Origin of the sequence: Burkholderia sp. CpTa8-5 (genome assembly GCF_017815045.1) — a bacterium.
Taxonomy (GTDB): domain Bacteria; phylum Pseudomonadota; class Gammaproteobacteria; order Burkholderiales; family Burkholderiaceae; genus Burkholderia; species Burkholderia sola.
This window is the reverse complement of the sequence record NZ_JAGIQD010000063.1, coordinates 1-3,079: the sequence shown is the minus strand read 5'-3', so window position 1 is coordinate 3,079 and position 3,079 is coordinate 1. Positions and strand designations below refer to the sequence as shown.

Here is a 3,079-nt window from a genome sequence, read left to right as displayed (position 1 = left end):
GTAAGCGTCAATCTGAGGCCGTCTTGACGATCAGAACTTGACCTCTGAGAGGCGCTGATTCGCGAGCACGAGATCAAAGGCGGTGGGATCGAAGCTGCCGCCACACCACTCGAGGAAGTGGTCGTGCTCCTCGTGCGTCGGATCGGTGATCGCTCCGAGGAAGTCGGCATATCCTGGCACTCCCCCGACGTCTTCCGGTGGACACGCATTCTGCCCGTCCAGGCACATCGGCCGGCGCATGTCTGGATCAGGCACCAGCGCCTTCTCGACTTTGATCCGATGCTGCCAGTTGTCACCGTAGTCGTAGATATAGGTGAATGACTTCAGCCCGCCGAGCGCCTTCGACAGTGTGACCCGTGCTTCATTGAGCATTGGTGGATCGCTCTGGAATCCAAAGTCATCAGGTTCACCATAGTTGGTTTCGCCGAAGACGAACTCGTGCAGGTGCCCGCCTTCCCAGCCCATGGCCAGTTGCAGCACGACATGCAGCTTGCCCAGCCGGATCGAGCCGGGAACGACGATTCGTCGCCAGATCGCCGGCTTGATGTACTTCAGCTCAACGCGCAGTACGTAATCGGGGACTGGCGCCTTGACCAGGCGCACGGCAGGTTTGCGGGGTTGGACCATCGGATTGATTCTCAGGCGGCTTGCTGTTCGATGTGTGCAGTCGGCATCAGGTGCCACGGCAGCAACTCGTCGATGCGGTTGATGGGATGATCGGCGATGCGCTCAAACACCGTGCGCAGGTAGGCAAACGGCTCGATGCCGTTCAGGCGCGCCGTACCGATCAGGCTATAGATCACCGCCGCGCTTTGGCCACCGCCGTCGGAGCCTGCGAACAGATAATTGCGCCTGCCGAGAACCAGCGGCCTGATCGCGCGCTCCGCCGTATTGTTGTCCACCTCGACGCGCCCGTCTTCGCAATAGCGTGTGAGAGCGTGCCAGTGCCCCAGCGAGTATCTAATCGCCTTCGCCAGCCCCGACTTCGCCGAGACCAGTGACAGCGTGTGTTCGAGCCAGGCCTTCAGCTCAGCGAGCAATGGGGCCGAGCGCTGCTGACGCGCAGACAGGCGCACGTTCGGCGTCTGGCCGCGAACCTCGCGCTCAACAACATACAGCGCCCCGATGCGGTGCAGTGCTTCTTCGGCAATCGGTGAGCTGTCCAGTTTGTATATGTCGTAGAACTTGCGCCGCGCATGGGCCCAGCACCCGGCCTCGATGACCGTGCCGTCACGATACAGCGCGTCATAACCGCTGAAGGCATCTGCCTGCAGGATTCCCGTGTAGCCCGCAAGATGTTCTCGAGGTCGCTCACCTTTGCGATCGGGTGAGTACCTGTACCAGACTGCTGGTGGCGCGCGGCTTCCCGCAGGGCGGTCGTCCCGCACATAGGTCCACAGGCGCGCTGTGCGTGTCTTGCCACGCCCCGGCTCCAGCACAGGCACGGGCGTGTCGTCGGTATGAATCTTGTCTGCGTCGCGCACGTAACGGCCGAGTGCATCAGACAGCGGCTGCAGTAGCGCCGCTGCTTCACGCACCCACGAAGCCAGTGTCGCGCGATCCAGTTCGATGCCGGCGCGGCGATAGATGCCGGCCTGCCGGTACAGCGGCGTATGGTCAGCGTACTTCGCGACGACGACCTGTGCGAGCAGCCCGGCACCCGCCATCGAGCGCGCTATCGGTCGCGAAGGTGCTGGCTCCTGTACCACTGCAGCACAGCGCGGGCAGCTCAGCTTCGGACGTACGTGACGCAGTACCTTGAAGTAGCCGGGTACATAGTCGAGCACCTCCGAGACGTCTTCGCCGAGCGCGCGCATCTGTTTGCCGCATTCCGGGCATCCGCAGCTCGTTGGCGTATGAACAACCGTATCGCGAGGCAAATGGGCAGGGAAGTGCCGCGGTTTGCGGCGCAGCGAATTGAGGTTCGTAGTAGCCGATGTATCCGCAGTCGCGGCATCAGGCACCTTCGCCGGTGCGGCCATATTTGCTTCAGGAACAGGCAGCTCACCGAGCGCGAGCTGCAGCTGGTCCATCAATTCTGTCATGCGCTCCGATGAGCGGCCGTACTGCCATCGCTTCAGCCTCGAGATCTCGGCCAGCAACTGCGCAATGGTCTCGTCACGCGAGGCAACAATGCGCTTGAGGGCGGCGATGTCATCGGGCAGATGGTTGGCAGGCATGCAGCCAGTGTAAATGAAGCCCACGCGCTTGTGGGTTCCCGCACCCGGCGTTACGCGGCGTGCTTCGGCTGCCACGTCCGCTCTGGATGCCGCCAGTCAATCCCCTCGAGCAGCATCGACAGTTGGGCAGCTGACAGATGGACTGTTCCCGAGTCCGCCTGCGGCCACACGAAGCGTCCTCGCTCGAGTCGTTTCGCGTACAGGTTCATGCCGTCGCCGCTCCACCATAAAATCTTGATGAGGTCACCGCGACGCCCACGAAACAGGAAGATGTGCCCCGAGAAGGGATCACGTCCGAGCGCTGACTGCACCAGCGTGGCAAGTCCATCCATGCCACGGCGCATATCGGTAACGCCCGCTGCCAGCCATACGCGGGTACCGCCTGGCGGCGCAATCATGCTGGCATCAGGCAGCGCAGCACGAGGCGCAACTGCACGGGGTCCACCATGCCCGTGACGCGTACACGGGCACCGTTCAGTTCGATCTCGATGCCCGACGCTGCCGATACGCTCTCGCGATGTGGCTCGACAGGCTGTAGAGCGAGCGACGCCAGTTCTGACGTTTCGCCGGTCGGTGCATCAGGTAGCGCTACAGGCAGCAACACCGCTGTGCTGTGCGCCACACCTTCAAACAGGCCCGCCCGCAGTTGCCGACGCCACTTGAACACCATATTGGGATTCAGTCCGTGCGCCTGCGCGAGCTTGGCCACCGAAATACCCGGCTCGCACGCCGCGACGGCAACTTGCCGTCGGTACTCCGGCGTGTAGTTCGGTCGGCCCTTGCGGTTCGACGCTCGCGCATTCCGTGTGTCCAAAGTAGTCCCCATCACTTGAAGTAACGGACATCACTTTGGACACCGGCTGCAGCTCTGTCCATGCGGCCACGAAATGACGCTTACG

At 62.6% G+C, this 3,079-nt stretch carries 4 protein-coding genes; all 4 read right to left on the bottom strand.

The genetic code is table 11. The annotated features are described in order from the left end of the window. Nucleotides 1-30: 30 nt before the first annotated feature. The 4 genes from J8I35_RS34305 to J8I35_RS34290 are packed head-to-tail and all read right to left on the bottom strand — an operon-like array spanning nucleotide 31 to nucleotide 3,006. Nucleotides 31-627 (bottom strand): plasmid pRiA4b ORF-3 family protein, encoded by a 597-nt coding sequence (locus J8I35_RS34305; protein ID WP_209929381.1) that lies wholly within the window; start codon nucleotides 625-627, stop codon nucleotides 31-33. Nucleotides 628-638: 11 nt separating this feature from the next. Further along, nucleotides 639-2,180 carry an IS66 family transposase gene (locus J8I35_RS34300; RefSeq protein ID WP_209929382.1) on the bottom strand — a complete coding sequence of 514 codons (1,542 nt, stop codon included), beginning with the start codon at nucleotides 2,178-2,180 and terminating at the stop codon, nucleotides 639-641. Between the two features lie 50 nt (nucleotides 2,181-2,230). Next, nucleotides 2,231-2,578 (bottom strand): IS66 family insertion sequence element accessory protein TnpB, encoded by a 348-nt coding sequence (gene tnpB, locus J8I35_RS34295; RefSeq protein ID WP_209929380.1) that lies wholly within the window; start codon nucleotides 2,576-2,578, stop codon nucleotides 2,231-2,233. Continuing rightward, nucleotides 2,575-3,006, bottom strand: a complete 432-nt coding sequence (locus J8I35_RS34290; RefSeq protein ID WP_045598719.1) for a transposase — start codon at nucleotides 3,004-3,006, stop codon at nucleotides 2,575-2,577. The genes tnpB and J8I35_RS34290 overlap by 4 nt, the downstream gene beginning before the upstream one ends. Nucleotides 3,007-3,079 lie beyond the last annotated feature (73 nt).